Below are 21,907 nucleotides of genomic sequence, written 5' to 3'. Positions count from 1 at the left end.
CGGGCTTTTCTTTATGCAGGACCTGGATATCTATTTCTCATGGAATTAATTTCAATTGATTTGCGGAGTCCGGAATAGTAGAGTTGCTTTGTACGTCATCAGGAGGCCCTTACATGAAATTCGTTCAATCTACCGCCGCAGAGTGGCAAAGCTGGCCGCGAAACATCCGGCTGTTCTTTCTGGCTAACATGCTCTACCAAATCGGGACGGGAATGTTCTCCGTCCTTTACAATTTATACATACATGAGCTGGGTTATCCCGATGCCATGACCGGGACAATCGTCAGCGTGCAATCACTCGCGACAGCGCTATGCTTTATCCCGATCGGGTTTTTCGGGGATCGTGCCAGCCGCAAGCGGCTGCTCGTTATCGGCGCATTATGCAGCGGCATCGTATTGGCGGGCCGTACTTTATTGGAGTCAGAGAGCAGCCTGCTTACAATGGCCGTTCTTACTGGCTTATTTGCCGCTATTTTTCAGGTGCTCGCCATTCCCTTTCTTGCCGAAAATGTAGCAAAAGCTGACCGGCTGCGCATATTCAGCTTCTACTCCGCGTTTGTTCTCGCCTCCCAAGTGGCGGGCAGCCTGGGCGGTGGCATTATTGCCGATGTGATGCAATCCGCAGGATTAGGCAAGCTGCTGTCCTTTAAACTAGTTTTGCTTGTTGGCAGCTTTGCAACCATTGCAGCGTTTCTGCCTTTGCAAGCTATTCGGGAATCAGCACGTCCCAATCTTCAAGCCGCCCAGCCGCCCGAGCAGCAGCAGCCAGCAAAAAATACCGCCCAATCTCATGGTGATCTGAAGTTTATTGCCAAATTTGCCGGCATACAGCTCTTGATTGGGATTGGATCGGGACTTGTGGTGCCTTATTTGAATTTATATTTCACCAACCGATTCTCGGTCTCCCTTAGCGCCATGAGTCTCTTGCTTTCGCTAGGTCAGGTAATGACCATCATCTCCATGCTCATTGGCCCCACGCTCGCTAATCGGGTTGGACAAGTGAAAGCGATCGTTATTTTCCAAACGCTTTCGCTGCCGTTTCTGCTGCTTACAGGCTTTACGAATCTGCTGATCGTCGCATCGATTAGCTTTCTCTTCCGCCAAGCGCTGATGAATGCGGCTAATCCGCTGCAATCCGCTATTCTGATCGACCGGGTCTCCGCCCCGAAGCGCAGCCTTGCTAACTCCTGCATGCAGACTGCCTTTATGCTCGGATGGGCCACCATGGGGCCGGTGCACGCTCATCTCATCGCTGCCCACGGCTACTACTGGGGATATGCGATTACGTTCAGCATTACTGGACTATTATACGTCACCGCATCGCTGCTATTCTTTATGTTATTCCGAGAGAAGACTCGCAAATGACGCATCGATCACGTCCTGATCCACAGAACCGATGATGGAATCCACTACGATGCCATCGGTATTTATGAAATAAAGCGACGGGAATCCTTCTGCGCCATAATACTCGTATACAGCTCCATCTTCATCAAGGAGGACGGGATATTCAATGCCATGCTCCTCCACGTAGCTCTCCACCTCTGATCGTTCATCACGGTTCGTAACGTTAATGCCGTATAAATTAATCCGATCCTTGTATTTCTCATGCAAATCGACCATTTTGGGTGCATCCTCATTGCAATAGGGACACCATGACGTGAATACGGATAAGACCGTTGGCTTCTCTGCAAAATCAACCTTTACCTGCTCTCCGCTGCGCAGCTCCGACAGCTCCATAGGTAAGTTGTTTGCGTTTATTCTGCTCGTATCCTGAAAGGTCAGGTAGAGCATTACACCCACTACTAGAATAAAGATCGCGCCTGTCGTTATTTTGGCTATTTTGTCCATCGCCGTTCATCCCTTCCCGCTCAGCAATCGTAAGTATATGGACCATGGCCCCATTTATCACCTATTCTAACAGAATTATGATGAAAATAAATCAAAAACCCGACCTCGCACGGTCGGGTTCTTTCCTTATATAGGCAGTAAAAAACTACCATGCCGTTTAGCCTAAGCCGGGCACTCAGAACGCCCGGCCGATTATTCGATCCGCTAATCAATTCCTGCCGTAATACAGCTTCCTATTGACCACGTCAACCAAATACAAAATGTCGGTTCCGTTCGCGTTCCGATCTACGCTAAGCCGCTCAATGGGTTTGCCCGAGGCTATGGATGTAAGGCTCCAACCCGCGCTGCCTGAAGGGACGGCCATATAGGCCCGGTCCGTGCCGCTATACTTCGTATAGTATACGCGAGGTGCTGAACCCGACCACGTAATATCGATTGCTGCCCTCGTCTGCGTAAGGTCGTAGACTGTCTGCAGGCTCCAGCTGCCGGAAACGAATGAAGCATATTTGATCGAGAAATTGGTACTGCCCTCTTCCCGGTACCGGTAGACGATCTTCGGGCTGCCCGCCGAATCGACGGCAAGCTTCGCGCTTTGGACGCCTGGTCCGCCGGGGTCCCCTCCGTTCTGTACGTAAGCCTCCGAAGGAGCAAGCGGCTGCACGATATCCGCTGTGCCAAGAGAGACGGGAACGGAAACCATGCTGCCGTCTGCTTTGTAGAAGGAGCCGTTGGAAGGCTTATATTTAATATAAGACAATTCATGGCGCAGCCCGCTCGATACGAAGGCCGACCACTCGAACAAGATATGCAGATCGCCGTTCGCATCAAACACGAGATCATCCGGATAAAATGACCGGCTTGCATGCGTACCGACAACCGCTGCCTGGCTCCAAGTCGATGCTGCGTTGTTCCAACGGAACAGCCTGCCTGAGCGGTAGCCTGCCGAGTCATCTCCTGATCGGATCAATAAGTATACATCGCCATTTGGGGCTGTGGCCAGCACCGGATAAGTCCCCTTGAACGATGCTGCGGTGGGCATATCGGCTGAGTGATTCTGCGGTGCTCCGCCTACCGTGTCCGAGCGGAAGTAGCGCCAGCCGTCGTTGTGCATGGAAGCGAACACATGAAACCTGCCGCTGCCGTCCCGTGCGATCGAAGGCTGGTTATGGCCAACATCGTCGTTGTATTCGGCCACTGTGCTGCCATTCATGACGGGAATATTCGACCACGCTCCGGTTCCGTCGCGTCTGGCAATATACACTTTATGGGTACCCTCCGTGCTGCCAGGCGCATTGTATGCCATATAGGCATATTCAAGGCCGGTGCCGTACGTCTCCAGCGGTGTCCACCACCCTGCCTGATTGCTCGAATCAATCGCATACGGAACCTCCGTTAACGCTGCAGCTGCATTTCCAACGCCTGCCGGCAGCAATGAGGCCAGCAGCGTGCCTACGGAGAGTATTTTCCACAACCTGCTTTTTACCATTATCATTCGCCTCCTTTGAAATGGTGTTACACGAATGGAAAAAACGGCATTGCTCTCCGGCCGGGAGAAGTGAAGCGCTTATATTTTTTTTTGCTTGTGGCGCCACGGCTATCATAACATAGCGATGATTTCGCGCGTCATATACAAAATCATGCTTCTAATAGAACAAAACGTTGAAATTTTCACCGCTTTATGAGCAACGATAGAACATTTACACGACGTTTTCTGCATACACCTCCGCTAGGGAAAGACCATGCCCGTATTTGCTTGCAGGTCAATTGTGATAAAAACCGATACATAGCGTCAAATCCCAAAACTCCCGACCGCGAGAGGTCGGGAGTTTCTTTGTGTGATGAAAACGAGAGATTTATTTTTTGTTCTAACGATCCTGTCATCTTATACATTCAAGCTTAAAGGGGTTGCCATTGCTTTAGCTTTCATAAACTTACTGAATACATACCGGACAAGCGGCCCTATGACGATGAGCTGCAGAGGGAAAGCGAAAACCACATTTTTAAAAACGATCGATACATAGCTCTCAAATAAGGATTGTCCAACCAAACCGTTGGAGAGGTAAGCATTCAATAGTCCATAGACAGACATGCAGAGGACCATTCCGATTACCATGAAAAAGGAAAGGGATAGAACCACGAGCAGCTTCTTCGACTTGTCATAGGGCAGCGAAAAAGCCAGTTTCTTGGCAATTGGACCGACTATAAATAATTCTAATAAGAAAGCAACCGCAAACCCTAGAACAAGCTGTATGAGTATTCCTTTCAACGATATTTTACCGATTAAGTCGTTTGCAAATAAATTGTAGACGGTCATGCAGATGACCATCCCTACACACATCATGAGTCCAAAATAAAAATTTTCTTTCTTCGTTGTTGGCATTGCCATCATCCTCTCTATTTACCTTTGTCATTATAACGATTGCGGCAGCCTCCACATAAGTGAACAGTCTGTGAACAATTTTGCGAAAATGACTGTTTTCCTTCGAAACGATTCACCATTATCCTAGTCATTGCTGGAGGATGTAAGTTGCGTATTCCTCACGCCATTAAAAATGCTATAATCCTGAAAAGCAATAGCGGCACCTTGAATTTGAGAGCGACATACACGAAAAAATAGCTGGGGCTTCCCTAGCACCTAAAATGAAAGGTCTGAGGGAATAATGATGAAGCAGCTGCTTCTTGTTGACGATGACGCAAATATAAGGACGCTCCTTCGGTTTTATATGAGCAAAGAAGGCTATCAATTGCACGAAGCAAAGGATGGATTGGAAGCGGTCAAGCTGATGAAAGAGATCCCTATTGATCTAGCCGTTATTGATGTTATGATGCCTCGAATGGACGGTCTCGATCTGTGCGAGCATATCAGGCAAAATTACGATATTCCGATCATTATGCTCACGGCAAAGGATCAGCTATTGGACAAAGAACAGGGTTATCTGCGCGGCACGGACGATTACGTAACGAAGCCCTTCGAGCCTGAGGAGCTGGTATTCCGGGTCAAAGCCCTGTTTCGCCGCTATAACCGCACCTCCAATGACATCATACGGATGAACCGAATCGTGATTGATCGGAGAAATATTGAGGTTTCTGATGGCCAGTCCATACTCTTTCTCCCAATGAAGGAATTCGAGCTTCTCTCGCAGCTCGCACAGTATCCAGGGCGGCTGTTCTCGCGCGACGAACTGATTCACCTCCTATGGGGAGCGGACTACGAAGGGGACGAGCGCACGGTTGACGTCCATATTAAGCGGCTGCGCCAACGCTTCGCCGAATACGCGGACGATTTCACGATTCAGACGGTGCGAGGGATCGGCTACAAGATTGAGGTGAAAGAACGTTGAGATCGTTGTACTTCCGGGTCTTTCTCACGACCATTGCGGTTATCCTCGTCAGCAGCATGCTGAGCTTTCTGTTAGCGAATACCTACTACCATGTGAAGCTGAAGCCCTTTAATGATAAGAAGCTGATCGTTATTGCGCAGCAAATGAAGGCTTATGTAGAGCGGGATCCTAACAGCTTGGAGCCCTATTTGCGCAATGCCGCGGCGCTTGGCTATCAGATCTACTTGACGGACGGTCAAGGCGATGATCGTTTTTTTGGGCGAGGCTTCCGCGAGAAGGATTTGGACGAGCCCTCCAGAGAACAGGTGCTAAGTGGCGGCTTGTACCATGGCGTTGCCGAGTTCCCGAACAAACCGTTTATCTCCGGCTTTTTCGATAATTCATTGAGCAATACGGTCGGGACAGGCGTCCGCGTCAGTGATCGCAAGTATGCGCTGTTCATACGCCCGGACGTACTCCTGCAGTTCGGTGAGCTGCGCATATTTTTTGCAATTATCGTCCTACTCACGATTGTTATCAGCATCATCTTATTTTTAATCAGCACAAGATATTTGGTCCGTCCGATTGCCCGCTTATCCGATGCGACCAAACGCATTGCCCAAGGCAGCTATAACCTAAAATTACCGATGAATCGACGTGATGAAATTGGGCAATTAGCCGAGCATTTCATGACCATGAGCCGCGAGCTCGAACGAGTCGATCAATCGCGTCAGCAGTTTGTCTCGAATGTTTCGCATGAAATTCAATCTCCGCTCACTTCGATTCAAGGATTCGCTAAGGTGCTGGCTGAGCGTGATCTCCCGAGGGAGGAGCGTGAGCATTATGCATCCATTATTCAGGGAGAAAGCCGCCACCTGTCCTTGCTCAGCAAGCAATTGCTTTTGCTCTCTTCACTGGAACAAGGGCAAGAGACAATCAACAAAAAGACGTTTTCACTGCAGGGTCAAATCCGCCAAGCGGTCCAAGTGCTGCAGTGGCAGCTAGAGGAGAAGGAGCTGCTGATTAAGATTTCCGTACCTGCTGCCATTAAGCTTCGCGGAGACGAGGTACTGCTTATGCAGGTTTGGATGAACTTGCTTAGCAATGCAGTGAATCATATTCCAAGCGGAAGAACCATTGAGATACGTGCCGAGCAGACACATTCGCAATGCGTGATCTATATTGCGGATACAGGCAACGGCATTGCCGTAGAGCATTTACCGTTCTTATTTGACCGTTTCTACCGAGCCGATCATTCACGTGAGCGTTCCTCCAGTCGAACGGGACTTGGTCTTGCCATTGTAAAGAAAATCGTCCAGCTCCACGAGGGCAGCATAGAAGTGAGCAGTTCTGCCGAGGGAACGCTCTTTACAATTGAATTTCCCCAACTGTAACATGCCATTCATGCGCCGTTCATTTTCGCTTCCTATACTTAGGTCATTACGAAGGAGGGAAGCAGCATGTATTTGGCTATTCGGGAAATCAGATTCGCTAAGGCACGTTATACGTTAATCGCAACCATTATGGTTCTGGTAGCATTTCTTGTTTTGTTTGTCACAGGTCTTGCACAGGGGCTTGCCTATGATAATGCGGCTTCTATTAAAAATATGGCTGCCACTCATTTTGTCTTGGAACAGCATGCTGAGCACCGCCTCACCAGATCTCAGCTCGATCAGAGCCAGCTTGAGGAAGCCAGCCTGATCGTCGGGAAAGAGAACGCGGAGCCGCTTGGTGTGAGAATGACAACGGTCAGCCCCTCTGGCGATTCAGCCAAAATAGACGTCACACTGCTCGCGGTGAATCCGGAGGGCTGGCTGGCACCCGCCATAACAGAAGGCTCGCCGCTTTCGGATCAGCTAATCGGGCATGTTCTCGTTGATGAGAAGCTATCTGATGCTGGCGTCAAGCTTGGTACAATTCTTGTGGATCAAGCTTCGGGTATCAGATGGACAGTAAACGGATTCGTGAAAAACGAGTCATTCAGCCATACGCCTGTCGTTTTCCTCCATAAACAGGATTGGCTTAGCCTTCAAGCGCAGACCGTTACTCATGAGGGAACTGGATCAGCAGATCATCCCTCTTACAATGCGATTGCTATTAATACAGCCAATGAAAACGTTCAGAAGCTTCAGGCTGCGCTTCCCCATACGGAAGTGATCAAAAAATCTGAGGCAGTGTCCGCGATTCCCGGCTACAAAGAAGAGCAAGGCTCGCTCATGATGATGATTGCATTCTTGTTTGTTATTTCCGCTTTTGTACTGGCCGTATTCTTTTATGTCATTACGATTCAGAAAACGAGTCAATTTGGTATTTTGAAAGCGATCGGTACACGAACTGATTATTTGGTTAGAAGCGTGGCGCTGCAGGTGCTCGTCTTATCCATCGGCAGTCTGGTCATTAGCGTCCTGTTGGTGCAGCTGTTTGAGATCATGTTGCCAAGCTCGCTGCCCTTTCAGTTAGGCTTCACCACGCTCGCCATTACCTGCCTATCCTTTGTCATCATGTCGCTGGCTGGCTCGCTGTTCTCGGTATGGAAGGTCGCCAGAATTGATGCCTTGGATGCGATTGGGAGGACAGCAGCATGAGAAAAAGACTTGTATTGCACGCAATCACGCGGACTTTTGAAGATGGCGGTAGCGAGAGGACGATTCTGAATCAGCTTAGCCTTGAGGTTGCCGAAGGCGAGCTGGTCGCTGTTATGGGCCCTTCAGGCTCGGGAAAAAGCACATTCCTATCCATAGCAGGAGCGCTTCTCGAACCCACGAGCGGTCATGTTCTGCTCGATGGGGAATCTGTCGGCGGTAAAAGCAAACAAGAGCGTTCGGAAATGCGGCTTCGGAAAATAGGCTTTATTTTTCAAAGCGCCAACTTAATTCCGTACTTGAAAGTAGAAGAACAATTGATGCTGGTAGCCAAGCTTGCCGAGATGGATAAGGCAAAGGCAGCCAAACGAGTGAGAGAGCTGCTCGATAAGATGGGACTGTCTCACCGACGAAAGGCCTATCCCGATAAGCTTTCTGGCGGGGAGCGGCAGCGGGTCGCTATTGCTAGAGCTTTAATGAACGACCCGGCTGTCCTGTTTGCAGATGAACCAACAGCAAGCTTGGATGCAGCACGAGGGCTCGATGTAGTAAGCATGATTGCGAAGCAAGTCAAGGATCAGGGAGCGAGCGCGGTTATGGTCACGCATGATGAACGAGTTCTACAACTATGTGATCGCGTGCTTTATCTAGAGAATGGGAAGCTGATCCGTCAAGCGTAAACGGCTGTTGTCGCCCTCTGGCGGCTAAGCTTACGTTTCGCAGAGATATATAAGCGCATTTATATGTCAAACAAGTAAATGCGCTTATATAAATAAAACAAACCTCCACGTCACTTAAGTGTGCCGTGGAGGTTTTTGTTTTGATGCTGCTATCTAATTCGGATAGGAAGGATTAATAACCGCTTGGCCGCGATGCGTCTCGCGTTCCCCCTCCGCGTTCGGGTCCAGCACGCTGCATATTTGGTCATGGCTGAGTTCAAAGGACGGGTTAAACTCCTCCGATGCCGCATATTGCTGCAGGCTATGAAGAAGCTGGCGTACCTCCGGTTTATCTTGCTGACCAATAAGGTCACTTGCACATATGAGCAGGCTTCCCTTGCCCACCTTAGCTTCAACGATCAAGCCGAGCTTATGATTGCGCTCAAAGTTGTCAATGACCTGCACGAGAGGGCGGAATGCTTCCGGCCACTTATCCAGTATAAGCGAATGGGAGTGAATCAGAATCGGCCACCACTGCCAGTTGCTATGAAACTCGGTTGGGAAGGCCTTGAACACGGGATGCTTCTCATCACATAGGATTCCGAGCGTTCCCGGAGCAGGAGCCGCATCTTTCCCCTCACAAATGGATCTAAACATAGGATAACACCAGAAGTCCGAAGCAAACGCTCCATCGACATGAGAGGATAGCTGCTCTTGATGGGGAATGAGCAAAACGCGTCCGCCTTCTTCGAGAATATCGCTTGCCTCTTGATCGAATGACCTGCGCAAGTGAAATTCAGCTTGCGGCTTGGCTTCAACCTGCGCCGATGGATATACCCAGATCGGATAATGATTCGTGACGTCGCTGCCCTTCCATTTCAGCTCAAGCTCCAGCTTGGCGGGAGCCTCTACTGCGGACAAGTCGATCTGCAGCGTACCCACGTCCTCCAAAGCTCCTTGCCGAACATGCTTGGCCGCCGTCACTCCAGCCTCGATCAGCCGGTCTCCTTGCTTTAACGACCACTCCAACCGTACGGCTTCAAGCGAACCAGATCCATAATTCGCGATCTCCAGCTCAGCGACAAGCGTCTCCTCCTGGGTGTACGTAAATTTCGGAATCCTGGCCAGCAGCACGATTTCCGAGCAAAACTCGCGCCACTTCTTCGGCTCTATGAAGCCCTTGGAATCCATGAACGCGTCCAGCACGCCAACCAATGCCGTTCCTTGACCGGGAAAGTCCTGCAGATCTAGCAACTGAAATCCGCCGAAGCCCGGCGTACGCAAAGCCGCTTCAATCTCTTCGCGGTAGCAAATAACCGCAAGCTGTCCGGATGCCTGGAAAAATTGCTCGGCTTGATCAAGCATTCCCGCAGCCTGAAGCCGTTCGCGAAACACTTCAAAGTTACGTGCCTTCAGGACGCCTGTGTATTTCTCTATTTCGCCAAAGTTCGGGAAGGATTGATATTGGCCAATTTCATGGCTGATCGTAGGCACTTGAATGTCCGGAAGGTTGTCCCGATAATCCGTTACGGTTGAAGGGTAGCTGTCCTGCACATGTCCAAGCGGCAGGTCCGCATGGGAGAACGAAGCTCGAACCATCGATTCGCCATGCCCCGTTCGCATGGTAACCCAGAAGTCGGAGTCTTCCGAGAAAGCCGGCGCCCAAAAATAGTTATTCGCCCCTTCTGCGTATAAACGCCTGTTATCTTGCTCCCGATATTCCTTCAACAAGCTCGACATGGCGTTGCGACTGCCATGCAATTCGTTGCCGAGCGTAAACAGAGCAAATGACGGATGATTGCCATAAGCCTTTAATATGCGCAACCCTTCCTCACGCAAGTAGTTCGATCTCGCCTCATCATAGCCCTCATCCGCCGGTTCTTGAAATGCGCCCCAATACGGCAGTTCAGGCTCGAAATAAACACCGAGCAAATCCGCAGCCATAAATCCCGCTTCCGGCGGGCAGCAGGTGTGGAAGCGATAATGATTAATCCCGTAGGACTTGGCGGTAGACAGCACCTTGACCCATTCTTCCAACGTCATCGGCGCATAACCGGTTAAAGGAAAGGCCAACGCATCATGTTTTCCCCGCAGAAATACTTTACGGCCGTTATTCGTGAACTGTGTGCCTTCCGTACCGAACTTGCGCATGCCAAAGCTGACGGATTGCTCATTCCGGTACGACTGCCCGTTAGCATTCGCCTCCAGACTCACAAGCAAGCGATATAACACAGGGTTAAACTCATCCCACAGCATGATATCTTCGCCGAGCTCAACGTACAGTTCAACAGACTGGGTGCCCGGTACGGATTGAATGATAGCCGTCTTTACTGCAGCAGCAGCATTTCCGTTGCCTTGGATTGCCCCTACCATGTCTGCTAATACGATAGATAGATTAGCATCCGCATTGCCCTTCGTATCGTTGATCACCTGAAACCTAAGCTGAACGGATTTATTGGTAGCATCGGGGAATGCCTGGACATTGTCTAGTCGAATCAAATCCGATGCTTGAAGCTCCATTCTGCCGAGCAGTCCGTTCCAGTTCGTCTGCGTATCGGGTGATGTCATATGACCGCCTTTTATCGGCAGGCCGCTGTTATCGACCAATATGGTTAGCGTATACGTGCCAGGGGCCATGATCCCGAATTCATAGACATGCGGTGCGCTTACGCTGTTCTGCATGCCTTGCAGCTCATCGCCGATCCAAACCTGCGTCACTCGTGACCGCTCCACGTACAGCTGGATATGCTTGCTCGCCCATTCCGTCTTGATTTCAATCTCTCGTTGGTACCAGGCATAACCGTTTAACGGATAAGCCTCAGTCAGATGGGCGACCTCTCTGGCCTTGTTATATTCGCCTTTTTGATGCTCCGAGGTAGTCCCCGGCAGCTGAATGTGATCCTGCAGCCGCTCTTTATACCATTTTTGATCGATGCCTTGCTTCGTCTCGTCCAAGCTAAATCTCCACGTTCCCGCAATTGACTCAATTATCATTACTCATAGCCTCCAGCTCTTAGCAAATGCCTTAATGGTAGTCTCTATATTCTTGCGGCGTATAGCCCGTTGTCTTCTTGAACAAATAGGCAAAATAAGCGGAGGTCTGAAATCCGACCTGCTCCGACACCTCGTACACCTTGATGCTCGGATTGTTAAGCAGCTCTTTGGCTTTGTTCATTCGCGTTTCCTGAAGGAAATCTGATATCGTTTTGCCCATTTCTTTTTTGAACAGCACGCTCAAATAACTCGCATTCAGATGATGGATTTCCGCGATTTGCTTTACTGTAATATGTTCCTGGAAATGTGTCTCCAAATACTCGGTAACCTTGCCGATCAGATTATGCCTTTGGCTCGCTTCGCTCTTCTTTTCATTGACCATATGGCGTTGAACGTAATCAAGCACGACCTCGCGAATTTGCGCCTCGCTTCTGCAATCGATAAGCTTCTGCCACATCTCCAAATTCATTTCCCCGCCAAGCTCCTTGTTCCATGTCTGCTTACGGGCCAGTTCGCTGAGCAATGCCATGCCAAACGCCTGTACATACGTAAATAGCGTAGAAGATTGAGGCAGCAGCATGTCAAACACGTTATTCACGTAGTCCACGACCTTATGAGCATCGGCAGCGTCCTCCGTCAGCTGTATAATCTCGGGTATGATCTCTTCACGCAGTCGAAATTGTTGAAATTCCGATTCGTCCAATCGATCGTAGTGCAAGATTTGCCCGCCCTCCATTAAGCGGAATCTTGCCATCATGAATTTCACTTCCTTATACAACGACGGCACATCATCCCAAGCCGTGCATACCCTGCTACTGCCAATCGTGACAGTTGAACCGTATTGCTCATGCATGACGTTCTGAATGAAAGCGAGCTGCTTCTCGATCGACGCTCGTTCAAGCGGGCTTAGATTAATATGCAGGGCGACAATTTCGTCGGTGCCGGTTTTTGCGACATAAACATGGTCATAATCGTTTAAGCCAATATGAACCGTTTTCAAAAATCCGTTGCTGATCACAACCCGCTCCCTTGCATCCTGCACCGAGGAGTGAAAGTGATCATATCCCAAAACGATTAACCCTATTTCTTGATTGCCTGCGGGAAGCTCCAGCAGATTGCCCCATGAATCCAGCATTTCGACCTGTATGTCTGCTACCCCAATCACATCGGATACGAACCGTTCTCTAACGATATCCAGGCTGCCGGATACTTTCTGCTGCAGCTCCTGTGCCTGACTCTCGATTTGCTTCAGCTTCGTAAGCGTCTTCCGAAATCCGGTCAGCTTGCTCTCAACCTCTTCCACTTTAATCGGTTTCAATACATAGGCCTGCGCCCCAACGTTCATCGCTTCCTGTACGAATTCGAATTCGTTGTAGCCGCTGATCATAAGCACTTGAAGCTGCGGCTGAATCGCCTTAGCCTTTGCAACAAGCTCAATTCCCGTCATAACAGGCATAGATACATCGGATATCAGCACATCAATAGAAGCATTCTGCAAGATGTCGAGCGCCTCTTGACCGGACTCTGCGGTGAAAGGCATATCATAGCCCAGCTCCTTCCACTTGATATAACGCACAAGCCCCTGAATATGGGTTGGCTCATCATCCACGATCAACGCTTTTAACAACATTACATCACCTTCCTAATCTGCGGCCTATGATCACTTGCAGGTATTCTGATGGTAACCGCCGTCCACTCGTTCTCTTTGCTGTCTATGGTAAATTCATGCTTATTCTCAAAATAGAGCTGAAGCCGCTCGCGAATATTGGCCGTGCCGTAGCCGTTGCCGCTCCCCACCTGTTTTCCTAATCGAATTTGTTCCAGCATCTCGCCCGAGATGCCTATCCCGTTATCAAATACCTCGAATCGAATATGGTCTTGCTCCAGCTGCGCCGAAATGCGGATGACGCCGTCTTTTCTGCCTGTAATGTTGCCATGCAAATAACAATTTTCCACAATAGGCTGCAATAACAGCTTGATCGTATAGAGCTTCAGCAGCTCCGGATCAATATGCCATTCAATAGTCACCCTGCCCGGATAACGCATCTCTTGAATGTCCAAATAAGCTTTTACATGCTCAAGCTCGCCCTTTATTTGTATGACATTAATTTTATTGTCCAGCGCCAGTCGGTAAAAGGCGGTCAGTGCATCAATTGTTCGCAGCTGCGTATCGTCTTGTAGATCCAGCGCTCGCCATCTGAGCAGACTTAACGAATTGTAAATAAAATGCGGATGGATTTGTGCCTGCAGCGCTTTGAACGATTGCTCGCGTTCCTTGAGCTTCGCCTGCGTGATGTCTTCAACAAGCATGCCTAGACGGCCGGACATCGAATTAAACAAAATCTCCAGATCGCCAAGCTCGTCCTTAGCCGTGTTGCGGATGCTGACATCGAATTGGCCTTGACTGACATCGTACATACGCGTTCCAAGCTTGTGAATACGCCATACAACATTTTTAAGCACCGTCATAATCAAAAAAATGGAGCAAAGCAGAAACAGAAAAATAACAGCAATGATGCCGTATAAAATCGTCTTGGACTGGCGCTCAAGCTGGTCCATCTGAATGAACGCGGCCACATGCCAATTCGAATCAATCGGCCTTACCATTAGCAGATTGCCATCCACCATTACGCCGTCAGATAAGCTCGCCTCTTCCCAGTGATGGTTCAGCGTAGTGGATTGCAGCTTTAATCCGATTTTTTCCGGATTGGAGGAAACGATAATCGTGCCGTAATCGTCAATAATCATTAACTCGCCAGAACCGCTGAACGGCTGGTTGAACAGATTGCCAAAGACCGATCTATAGTCTAGCAGCATATAAATAATGCCTTGCAAATTGCCGGCCGGGCTCATTACTTTATGAGAGATGACAAGCTTATCCTTATTCACGTTGCTCCATATTAACGCGCTGGTAGCCTCGCTCGTTTGGGTAAACCAATCCGTCTCATTCAAACCAGGCTGCAAGATGCGCCCCTCTGGCTTCCACAGCAGCCGTCCATCCTGCACCAGCATCGGGTTCGTGTGGTAAATTCGGAAATCATCGATACCCGGCAAGTATTTGCTCGTATATACAAATGAGCGGTCCACATACTCAACCGTGTTCAACTGCTCGAACATATCCGTGTAATTACGGCTTAGCCGTGAGATCAGCTCCCCATCCGTTGCCGTACGCGTAGCAAGCACATCGTAGCTTTGCTTGCGGAATTCAATATTTTGAACGGTTTGGCGCATCGCTTCATTAATGGTGACCAAGTAATTGTCCCTGAAGCTTTCAAGCGCAAGATAGCCCGCAACAATACCTAAAAAAATGGTTGGAACAAAGATAATGGCTCCATACAAAATCAATATTTTTCGGCGCAGGTTCATTTTCTGGGTGTACTTTATAACAAATCGTTCAAGGCTGCGGCGTAATTGCATCGTATCCCTCCTTTCCGTATTGTAATCGTCTTCGCAACAATGGAAAAGGGAGCAACCTCCCAGAAGGGGTTGCTCCATTTATAGTTTAAGGCTAGCCTTGCTCTTTCAGCAATATTTCATATTGCTCCTGCCATTCTTGCTTTACTTCAGTCCAGTGTCCGCGTTTCTCAAGCGCATCGCGGAAAGCCGTCCAGGTTGCTTCGAACTGCTCGTCGCTTTTGGACATGATGAATTTCGCTCTATACTCTTTGCGAATGTTTTCGAGCTCAGGCAAATATTTCTCTAGCAGACCGCCTGCCTTCGCTTTAACCAAGTCATAGGTTTGCGTGCTGCGCACGGCGCCCATCTGTCCTATCGTTGCCGTGAATTCCGACGTTTTTTCGTTTCCGACTTTATCGCCTGTGCCGTAATTCCACCACGGATACCAGTCGTTATTGTAGGAAGAAATCATGTACAGCTCTGGCGTTACTTTCGCTTTCTGTGCAGGCTCGCCAGAATTACGCGCTTTATCATATTCTGCGTCAATATAATTCCATCGTCCTAGCGGCTGATCGATCCAGCCCCAGTACTTCCCTTCCGGTCCTTCGTTAATGACTTGTTGCTGTTCCGCTCCAGGCTTAAGCGAGTAATCAAGAAACTTCAATACCGCCTCTAGATTTTTGGAACTTTTGCTAATGTAGACGTCATATCCTGGATACGGATTGATGACAGTGTTCGCTCCAAGCTTCTCGACGCCCTCTACCTTAGGGAATGGAACGACTTGATAGAACCAGCCTGGCTCAGTCGGGCCGTCCAGCGTCTCCCAGATCGAATTATCCACGTTAAAGAAGGAGCCTACGTTCATCGCTACGCGTCCAGCTTTATTTTTCTCTTTGTAGCGTTCCTTTTTATCGGTTACGACCTCTGGGTCCACCAGATTGGAACGATACATTTTGTTCATCCATTGGTATGCCGCTTTATACTGTGGATCGTCATACATGAGGACAAGATCGTCACCCTTTTTCTCTGCCGGGATAATACCGCCTCCCGTCGTTACGCCAAACGTGCTCAAAACCGTATTTTCATCGTTCCAGCCTGCCGTATCGTTAGGATCCATTAAGAAGCTAAGCGGAATCAGCGGCTTGCCTGACGCATCCTTTTGCTCAGCGGCTTTTTTCAAGTACGCTTCAACGCCTTCAATCGTAGCCAAATCAGCTGTGGTCATTCCCGCTTTCTCAAGCACGTCCGTACGGACAAGCCATGTTTGCGATGCCCAGCCCGGCCATGGATTGTCGGGGTTTTGGTCGAACCAGGTTGGAATGGACCAAATATGTCCGTCCGCATCCTTCATTTGATCCAAATATTTCTTAGGAATCGCTGCAAGGTTGGGATATTGATCAGGCATATCGAAATATTGCTCGACTGACAAAATTTTATTGGAGCGAATCATCGCTGCTTTCACGATTTCACTGCGATTGAAGACAGCTGCATCTTCGAAGCCGCCGGTATTCAGCTTCAAGTTAAGCGCCGTAACGGCGTCACCTTGCGTAGCTTCAAGCACAACCTCAATGCCTGGCTCCTCTTCCTTCCAATTTTTTTGGACAAGGCTATCATTATTAACCGTTGCCGACCAGCCCAGCCATAGATTAAATTTCTGCGAGCCTTTTGTCGTTTCCGTTCCGCCTTGTGCCGCATTCGTGCTTTTCGGATCGTTCTTGGATGCGTTCGAACCGGAACATCCTGCGACGACAGAAAGCAATACAACTGCGGACATAGCCATTAAACCGGTCTTCTTTACCCATTTGCTCTGCATGCTTATTTTCTCCCCTTTTCGCTTGCCTAAATAATGGTATATGATGAATCCCAATACCCTCAAGTAACGGCTCTTAACCTTTAACGGAGCCGATCAATACGCCCTTCACGAAATACTTCTGAAGGAACGGATACACACATAGAATCGGAATCGCGCTTACCATTACGGTTGCCATTTTGACTGACATGAGTGTCACGTTCTGCATTTGCGATCCTCTGGCAAGTGCTTCCTGATTCGAGTTCGAGCCCAAGATGGCTGACATATCCTGCGCCGACAATAACTGCTGGAGAAACGTTTGTACCGGAATGAGATCCTGTTTGGTTACGTAGAACGCTCCAGCGAACCAATCATTCCAATGCCCGACAGCGGTGAACAATCCGATTGCCGCAAGCATTGGCTTCGACAGCGGAACGATGATTTGGAGCAATACGCGGAACGGCCCTGCACCGTCCAGCTCCGCCGACTCGACAAGTGCCTCCGGAATGCCTTGAATGAACTTCAGCATGACAAACATATTCCAAGCCGAGAACATGCCAGGTATGATATAAACCAAGAAGTTGTTAATAAGCCCCAAATTATAAAGCTGAATATAGAGAGGTACAAGCCCTCCGCTGAAAAGCATGGTCAGCAAAATATAGCTTAGAATCGATTTGCGGAATGGAACCTTCGTATACGATAAGCCGAATGCCACCATCAGCGTAACCAGAAGGCCGGCTATCGTGCCAGCAATGGTACGCAAAATCGTAATGAGATACGCATGCTGGATCACTTCGTTGCCGAGTACGATCTCATAGTTGATCAATGTAAATGCCCTTGGCAGCAAGTACACGCCGCCCTTCGCTGCGTCAGTTCCCTCATTCAGCGAGATCGCCAGCATATATGCGAATGGATAGAGTACGGACAGACATAACAGGATCATTAGAACGACAAGGATGGTTTGTGAAATGATTTCTCCCGTTGTACGTTTCATCGGTTACCACAACCCCTCGCCGTTCAATTTTCTAGATACCTGATTCGTGAGCACGACTAGAATAAGGCTTATTACGGATGACAGCAGTCCGATAGCGGTAGCCATACCGAAATATCCCTGTTGCAGGCCGGTTCGAAGAACATACGTATCAAGAACGTCCCCCACCTGCATGTTTGCCGGATTCAAGAGCGGATAAATCTGATCCATGCCTACGGTAATCAGGCTTGGGATACTAAGGATAAGCACGATCGAGACCGTTGGGATCATGCCTGGCAGCGTGACATGCCGAATCTGTGCCCATTTGCCCGCGCCCTCCACCTTGGCCGCTTCATACTGCTGGGGATCGATCGCCGTAATCGCCGCGAGATATAGGATTGTATTCCAGCCCACTTCTTTCCATAAACCGCTGGAGACGATCATTGGCCGGAACCAACTCTCCGAGCCTAGGAAAAAGATAGGCTCTCCGCCCATTTTCGTAATCAAATCGTTTGCCAAACCGCCGTCTAGCGTAAGAAAAGACTGTAAAATATAAGCGACGACAATCCATGAGAAGAAGTGAGGCAAGTAGCTGACCGATTGAACGAATCTTTTGAAGCCTGCGCTCACCAATTCATTAATCATAATAGCCAATATGATTGGAGCCGGAAATCCGAATACGAATTTCAATACCGAAATGAACAACGTATTTTTTACGACGATCCAAAACTGAGGCTCTTGCAGAAACGTGAAGTTTTGGAACCCAACCCACGCGCTGTCCCATATCGAGGACCCGATCTGAAAATCGCGGAACGCGATTTGAATGCCCGCCATAGGAACATAGTTAAATAGAAACAAAAGCAAAACCGCCGGTAAAATCATGACATACTGCCAACGATATTTGTATAGTTGTGCCAACATGATGTCGCATCCCTCCTTCTGATATACATTGTAAGGGGATTCAATTAGGGAAACCATATAACGTTGATTGGATTTTCATCGTAATGATTTGCTCTTTGTGCGAGAACAAAAAAGAAAGGCGGCCATGAGGCCACCTGTTAATATCTTCTATTTTTCTCGAATTATGCGGTCATATCCAGCGTCACCTTTACTTTATCCGTTTAAACGTCGTCGTCATCCTTTGGCCTTCGTGGATCGAAAGTGCGCCTACTTGAATGACGCAGGCAATCGTACATATGTTACGACTTCTGATAGCTGCGGCGGAAGGCGCCGGGTGTGAGCCGTTCCAGCTTCTTGAAGATTGCTCCATAATAGCTGGCAGATTCAAAGCCGACTTGATGAGCAATATCCTGCATCCCGCGCTGCACATTATCGAGCAGCAGTTCCTTGCTCTTGTTGATCCTTACCTGATTGACATAGCTGATAGGACGAATACCCGTCGTCTTCTTGAACAAATGGCAGAAGTATTCCGGTGTGACGAACATCAGTCCGGCGAGCGTCTGCAAAGTAATCTCTTCGGCATAATGCTGGTCAATATAGTCCAGGACCGGCTTTAATCGCTCATACTGCTGTCCCACGGTATCGCTGCCCTCGATAGAGACGCGCTGAATAATCTCCGTCAATAAGGTATAGAGGATGGCGGAGCATGCGTAATTGCTTAACGTTTGCTCATGCGGCGTAAGGGCAGCTTGCAGCAGCTCCCGCATTCGGGATAGAAGGTATTCGGGCGATACGAGCTCGAATACGCATGTGTCTACAATGCCGACTGTTTCAAACAAGTTCGCTGACCCACTGCCATCGAAGATGATCCAGTCGACTTCCCAGCTCCCCGATAAAGCATAGTATTCGTGCTTCTGACCGGGGAACAGCAGCATGCCCATGCCCTGCTTGATGATATGCTCCGTTTCACTTAGCTTAAGCTTGCCCTCGCCGCTGCGGCATTGAATCCACTGATAATCCTGAATGCCTGGGTCTCGTCGTATATGCTCCTGTTCGTGATGCAGGCCAATGCCAAGCAAATAAAAAGGAAGCAGCTTGTCTCTGGTGGATAATACCGGGAAAGCGCGATTGGGATGAGGCATGCGACCAACTCTCCTGTTAGCTTAATATTGTTATATCATATTAATTATTTAAGATATTCACCCCAATTAATATAGCATATAATCGCAATATATTGATGCACAAAGGAGATCACAGGATGACGATTAAGATCGGAATTGATTATTATCCAGAGCAATGGGCTCCCGAGCTTTGGGAGAAGGATGCTGCGCTTATGCAAGAAACAGGTGTTGCAGTTGTACGATTCGCGGAGTTCGCCTGGAGCCGAATGGAGCCAACCGAGGGTAATTATCGGTTTGAATGGTTGGATGCGGCTATAGAAGTATTCGCCGCACGCGGCATGGAGATCGTATTATGCACGCCTACCAATACGCCGCCGAACTGGATGACAACCCGCTATCCGGATGTGCTGCCAATGGATGAGCAACGTCAAATCATCCGGCCGGGCGTGCGTGGACATCGCTGCAACAACAGCTATTCCTTGAGAATGCTGGGCTCCAAATTTGTGGAGGCGATGTCACAGCGTTATGCGAAGCATCCCGCCGTCATAGGCTGGCAAATCGATAACGAGATGCACTATCAGGAATGCCATTGCGATACTTGCAATCGTGCATTTGTCGCTTGGCTGCAGAAGCGTTATTCCAGTCTGGAAGAGTTGAACCGGGAATGGGGCACGGTCGTCTGGAGCGGGGAATACAGCAGCTGGGCCGAGGTAACGACGCCGCTCGGTACCAGCAAGCCGATGAATCCTTCCTATCTTTTGGAGTATAAGCGGTTCTGCTCGGACAGCGTGGGCTATCTGCTGGGATGGCAGCTTGAAATAATACGCAGGAACTGTCCTGGCCAATTCGTGACGCATAACATGTGGCAATTCCCGAATAGCCTTGACTATTATGATCTCTACAAAGAGCTGGACTTCGCCTCTGTCGATTATTATCCGAATGAGCTGTATCGCGATCATGGCGATCGGTTTCCGAGGAACGGAGCGCTGACGCTGGACTTGGTTCGCGGCATCAAGCGCCGCAATTTCTGGGTAATGGAGCAGCTGAGCGGAGCGCAAGGCGCCTGGATGCCCATTCAGCGCACCCCTTATCCCGGACTGATCCGAGCTCGTTCCTGGCAGACAATCGCCCGCGGCGCCGATATGGTCGTCCATTTCCGTTGGCGGAGTGCTGCCGTGGGAGCCGAACAGTTCTGGCACGGGCTTATCGACCATAGCAATGTTCCTGGACGCAGGTTCAGGGAGTTCGCGGAGCTTACTCGCGAGGTGAACCAGCTAGGAGAACGACTGGCAGGCTCGACAATCGTTACCCAGGTTGCGATTCTGCATTCGCATGATCAGCATACGGCGCTTTCCCTTCAGGCGCAAGCGGAGGGGGGGATGCACTATATGGACAACTTGTCCTCCATGCACAATGCATTTCTGAAAATGGGCATCGGTACGGACGTTATCAACTGGACCGAAGAGCTCGATGGCTACAAGCTGGTCATTGTCCCTTCCCTCTTTCTGTTAAGTGAAGAAGCAGCGCAGCGGCTGGAGCGATTCGCAGCTGGTGGCGGCACGATCATCCTCACCAATCGGACAGGCGTGAAGAACATGAGGAATGTATGTGAGATGCTGCCTCTGCCGGGGCTGTTGGCGGAAGCGGCGGGTGTTGTCGTTAGTGAATATGATGCAATCGGCAGCAGCGAGCATCGAATTCGGAACGCGGAGGGCCAGACATTCGCTGCGAAGCAATGGTGCGATCTGCTGGAACTGCGAGGAGCAGAACCAATTGCCTGGTATGACAACGACTTTTACGAGGGTGTGCCGGCGGTTACTGTCAATAAGCTTGGTGAAGGTGAAGTGTATTATGTCGGCACTTGGCCGGAGCCATCGTATTTCTATCAGCTATTCGAAGGCATATTGAAGGAAAAGGGTTTGGCGCCCAAACTCCAGCTGCCGGAAGGTGTCGAGCTATCGATTCGAACGAAGGGTGAGGAAAGCTTCCTGTTCCTGATCAATTTGACGAATGAGCAACGCGAGATTACGCTTGACGTTCCCTATCGCAGCTTGTTGACGAGCGAGAGATTGGAGCAGAAGATGACGCTGCCAGCTCTGGGAGTAGATATTTTAACTTTATAAGGTCAGCGGCACTTTGCGAAGGGCTGTCTCACAAGGCTGAATACCTTGAGGGACAGCTCTTTATCGCTGTTTAACAGAAATGTCGATGAATGCGCGTTAAAATGAGAGCATTTTCATTCTTATTTATTCAATTTCCAATGAAACCTTTACAGCTCCAACGTTGGTTAACAATGCTATTGCGGCAACCGCATGGCAATTGGCTTAAT

At 49.3% G+C, this 21,907-nt stretch carries 16 protein-coding genes; 6 read left to right on the top strand and 10 right to left on the bottom strand.

Annotated elements, in window-relative coordinates; translation table 11 throughout:
• Nucleotides 1-113: 113 nt before the first annotated feature.
• Nucleotides 114-1,364 carry an MFS transporter gene (locus AB4Z29_RS18320; protein ID WP_441944458.1) on the top strand — a complete coding sequence of 417 codons (1,251 nt, stop codon included), beginning with the start codon at nt 114-116 and terminating at the stop codon, nt 1,362-1,364.
• Here AB4Z29_RS18320 and AB4Z29_RS18315 read toward each other — a convergent pair.
• The 3 genes from AB4Z29_RS18315 to AB4Z29_RS18305 all read right to left on the bottom strand — a co-directional run bounded on the left by AB4Z29_RS18315 (nt 1,338) and on the right by AB4Z29_RS18305 (nt 4,227).
• Nucleotides 1,338-1,847, bottom strand: a complete 510-nt coding sequence (locus AB4Z29_RS18315; protein ID WP_441944457.1) for a TlpA family protein disulfide reductase — start codon at nt 1,845-1,847, stop codon at nt 1,338-1,340. The two genes, AB4Z29_RS18320 and AB4Z29_RS18315, sit on opposite strands and share 27 nt — an antisense overlap.
• A gap of 208 nt (nt 1,848-2,055) precedes the next feature.
• A complete protein-coding gene (locus AB4Z29_RS18310) occupies nt 2,056-3,333 on the bottom strand; it encodes a BNR-4 repeat-containing protein (protein WP_441944456.1) in 1,278 nt (425 codons plus the stop codon).
• A gap of 396 nt (nt 3,334-3,729) precedes the next feature.
• On the bottom strand, nt 3,730-4,227 hold the full coding sequence (locus tag AB4Z29_RS18305) for a hypothetical protein (protein ID WP_441944455.1): 498 nt from the start codon (nt 4,225-4,227) through the stop codon (nt 3,730-3,732).
• Nucleotides 4,228-4,510: 283 nt separating this feature from the next.
• On the opposite strand from AB4Z29_RS18305, the gene AB4Z29_RS18300 reads away from it, so the two are divergent.
• From AB4Z29_RS18300 to AB4Z29_RS18285, 4 genes are all read left to right on the top strand, one after another.
• Nucleotides 4,511-5,188 carry a response regulator transcription factor gene (locus tag AB4Z29_RS18300; RefSeq protein ID WP_441944518.1) on the top strand — a complete coding sequence of 226 codons (678 nt, stop codon included), beginning with the start codon at nt 4,511-4,513 and terminating at the stop codon, nt 5,186-5,188.
• Nucleotides 5,185-6,561: a sensor histidine kinase gene (locus AB4Z29_RS18295; protein ID WP_441944454.1), complete on the top strand. Its 1,377-nt coding sequence runs from the start codon at nt 5,185-5,187 to the stop codon at nt 6,559-6,561. The genes AB4Z29_RS18300 and AB4Z29_RS18295 overlap by 4 nt, the downstream gene beginning before the upstream one ends.
• A gap of 66 nt (nt 6,562-6,627) precedes the next feature.
• The gene (locus AB4Z29_RS18290) at nt 6,628-7,752 is read left to right on the top strand and encodes an ABC transporter permease (RefSeq protein ID WP_441944453.1); all 1,125 of its coding nucleotides are present in this window, start codon (nt 6,628-6,630) and stop codon (nt 7,750-7,752) included.
• Nucleotides 7,749-8,429, top strand: a complete 681-nt coding sequence (locus AB4Z29_RS18285) for an ABC transporter ATP-binding protein (protein ID WP_441944452.1) — start codon at nt 7,749-7,751, stop codon at nt 8,427-8,429. The genes AB4Z29_RS18290 and AB4Z29_RS18285 overlap by 4 nt, the downstream gene beginning before the upstream one ends.
• Before the next feature lie 153 nt (nt 8,430-8,582).
• On the opposite strand, the gene AB4Z29_RS18280 is transcribed toward AB4Z29_RS18285, so the two are convergent.
• The 7 genes from AB4Z29_RS18280 to AB4Z29_RS18250 form a co-directional block, all read right to left on the bottom strand.
• Complete coding sequence (locus AB4Z29_RS18280) at nt 8,583-11,402, bottom strand: sugar-binding domain-containing protein (protein WP_441944451.1); 2,820 nt, start codon at nt 11,400-11,402, stop codon at nt 8,583-8,585.
• A 31-nt stretch (nt 11,403-11,433) separates the two neighbouring features.
• On the bottom strand, nt 11,434-13,032 hold the full coding sequence (locus AB4Z29_RS18275) for a response regulator transcription factor (protein ID WP_441944450.1): 1,599 nt from the start codon (nt 13,030-13,032) through the stop codon (nt 11,434-11,436).
• On the bottom strand, nt 13,032-14,819 hold the full coding sequence (locus AB4Z29_RS18270; protein WP_441944449.1) for a cache domain-containing sensor histidine kinase: 1,788 nt from the start codon (nt 14,817-14,819) through the stop codon (nt 13,032-13,034). Before AB4Z29_RS18270 ends, AB4Z29_RS18275 begins: the two co-directional genes overlap by 1 nt.
• A 91-nt stretch (nt 14,820-14,910) precedes the next feature.
• Nucleotides 14,911-16,611, bottom strand: a complete 1,701-nt coding sequence (locus tag AB4Z29_RS18265; protein ID WP_441944448.1) for a hypothetical protein — start codon at nt 16,609-16,611, stop codon at nt 14,911-14,913.
• A 73-nt stretch (nt 16,612-16,684) separates the two neighbouring features.
• Nucleotides 16,685-17,581, bottom strand: coding sequence for a carbohydrate ABC transporter permease (locus tag AB4Z29_RS18260; RefSeq protein ID WP_441944447.1), 897 nt, complete (start codon nt 17,579-17,581; stop codon nt 16,685-16,687).
• Between the two features lie 3 nt (nt 17,582-17,584).
• A complete protein-coding gene (locus AB4Z29_RS18255; RefSeq protein WP_441944446.1) occupies nt 17,585-18,478 on the bottom strand; it encodes an ABC transporter permease in 894 nt (297 codons plus the stop codon).
• Nucleotides 18,479-18,756: 278 nt separating this feature from the next.
• Nucleotides 18,757-19,599 (bottom strand): AraC family transcriptional regulator, encoded by an 843-nt coding sequence (locus AB4Z29_RS18250; protein ID WP_441944445.1) that lies wholly within the window; start codon nt 19,597-19,599, stop codon nt 18,757-18,759.
• 116 nt (nt 19,600-19,715) lie between these two features.
• Between AB4Z29_RS18250 and AB4Z29_RS18245 the strand changes: the two genes are divergently transcribed.
• Nucleotides 19,716-21,701 (top strand): beta-galactosidase, encoded by a 1,986-nt coding sequence (locus AB4Z29_RS18245; RefSeq protein WP_441944444.1) that lies wholly within the window; start codon nt 19,716-19,718, stop codon nt 21,699-21,701.
• Nucleotides 21,702-21,907: the final 206 nt, after the last annotated feature.

It is taken from the genome of Paenibacillus sp. 2TAB23 (genome assembly GCF_052115165.1).
In the GTDB taxonomy this organism is placed as follows: Bacteria; Bacillota; Bacilli; order Paenibacillales; family Paenibacillaceae; genus Pristimantibacillus.
This window is presented reverse-complemented; position numbering and strand designations above follow the sequence as displayed.